The organism is Curtobacterium sp. B8 (genome assembly GCF_000333315.1).
In the GTDB taxonomy this organism is placed as follows: domain Bacteria; phylum Actinomycetota; class Actinomycetes; order Actinomycetales; family Microbacteriaceae; genus Curtobacterium; species Curtobacterium luteum.
On the sequence record NZ_BACW01000631.1, the window covers coordinates 1 to 1,965 of the forward strand.

Annotated in this window: 3 protein-coding genes; all 3 read left to right on the forward strand. The window is 72.0% G+C overall.

The genetic code is table 11. The features are described 5' to 3' along the window. The coding region (locus I59_RS22415; protein WP_305791162.1) for a nucleotide-binding domain containing protein at positions 1–398 on the forward strand (398 nt) is incomplete at its 5' end. After that, on the forward strand, positions 395–1,417 hold the full coding sequence (gene pdxA, locus I59_RS16920) for a 4-hydroxythreonine-4-phosphate dehydrogenase PdxA (RefSeq protein ID WP_042726871.1): 1,023 nt from the start codon (positions 395–397) through the stop codon (positions 1,415–1,417). The genes I59_RS22415 and pdxA, both read left to right, overlap by 4 nt. Before the next feature lie 33 nt (positions 1,418–1,450). After that, positions 1,451–1,965, forward strand: a 515-nt coding sequence (locus tag I59_RS16925) for a DeoR/GlpR family DNA-binding transcription regulator (protein ID WP_022904883.1), incomplete at its 3' end; no start/stop codon positions are given.

Below are 1,965 nucleotides of genomic sequence, written 5' to 3' on the forward strand. Positions count from 1 at the left end.
CGGCGTTGCGCGCAGGAGCCGTGGCGATCTGCGTCGAGGGCCGGCACGAACCGGTCCCGCACCTCGCCCGCCGACTCGCGGACGGACTCGGCATCGTGACCGCCGCCGTGAGCGGACGGTCCGCCCTGGTCCTGACGGGCGGGGAGACGGCCCGGTCCGTCCTGACCCGCCTCGACATCACGACCATCGTCCCCGAGGGTGCCGTCGAGGTCGGCTGCGTCGTCTCGCGCGCCGACGACGGCCGTCGTGTCGTCACGCGACCCGGCAGCTTCGGGACCGCCACCAACCTGCTCGACGCGGCCACGTTCCTCCAGGCCGTCCGAGACGATCCGTCCGCGGCCACGAGCCGTGTCGAAGCGGCCATGGGCCGCGTGAACCGAAAGGCAGCACTGAGATGAACGCCACTCCGATCGTCGCCGTCACGATGGGCGACGGGGCCGGCGTCGGCCCCGAGGTCGTCGTCGAGGCCGTCGTCTCCCCGGACGTCCTCGCCGTCTGCCGCCCGGTCGTCATCGGCGACCTCGCCCGCCTGCGCCAGGCCGCCGCGATCCGCGGCGTCGACGCCGCGTTCAACGTCGTCGAGGACGTCGCCGACGCCGGTCACCGTGCGGGCGTCGTCGACGTGGTCGACCTCGGACTCCTCCCGGAGGACCTGCCGTGGGGGCAGCTCTCGCCGATCGCCGGCGACGCGGCCTTCCAGTACATCCGCGTCGCGTGCGAGGCGGCGACGGCCGGGAAGGTCCAGGCGATCTGCACCGCGCCGCTGAACAAGGAGGCGCTGCACGCCGGTGGGCACGTCTTCCCCGGCCACACCGAGATGCTCGCGGAGCTCATGGGCGTCGGCGAGGTCTCGATGATGCTCTCGACGGCGAAGCTGAAGGTCGTCCACGTGACCACCCACGTCGGGCTCATCGACGCCGTGGCGCGCATCGAGCCGGGGCTCGTCGAACGGACGATCCGGCGGGGCAACGACGCCCTGGTGCGTGCGGGCAACCCGCACCCGAAGATCGGTGTCGCGGCGATCAACCCGCACGCCGGTGAGAACGGCCTGTTCGGCTACGGCGAGGAGGCCGAGAAGATCGCTCCGGGCGTCGAGGCCGCGCGTGCCGACGGGATCGACGCCGTCGGACCGCTGCCGGCCGACACCCTCTTCTTCCTCGCCGGCCGTGGAGACTACGACCTGGTCGTCGCGATGTACCACGACCAGGGACACGGCCCGGTGAAGGTCCTCGGGATCGAGGCCGGGGTGAACATCACGGTGGGTCTCCCGGTCATCCGCACATCCGTCGACCACGGGACGGCGTTCGACATCGCGGGCACCGGCAAGGCCGATGTCGCTAGCATGATCGAGGCGCTCCGGCAGGCCGCCGAACTCGCCCCGACGTCGGGCGCGCCGGTGCCGGCCCGGGGTGCCTGACAGGTCCCCCGCCCCCTCGTCCGAAAGGTGCCCGTGTCGATCTCGGCGAGAGCTCGACGTGACGCGATCGTCACGCTCGCGACGACGGTCGGACTCGCGAGTGTCGACGAGCTCTCCGAGCGGTTCGGCGTCACGGCGTCCACCATCCGGCGCGACCTCGCGACCCTGCAGGAGCAGCGGAAGCTCACCCGGACGTTCGGCGGGGCGATGGCGGTGGCCGCGCACCCCGAGGCTTCGCTGCGTCAACGGCTCGGTGAGCACTTCGACGCGAAGCGGGACATCGCCAGACGTGCCGCCGAGACGGTGGAACCCGGGGCGTCGCTCTTCCTCGACAACGGCTCGACCGTCGCGGCCTTCGCGCACGCACTACCGGTCGACGCCGAGCTCACCGTCACCACGACCAGCGTCGGGGTCGTCACGGACATGGNCCGACGTGACGACGTCCGACTCGTCATGCTCGGCGGTGAGTACCGGGCGCTGAGCAACGGGTTCGTCGGGGCGCTGACCGANGCAGCGCTCGAGTACCTGACGTTCGACGCGGTGTACCT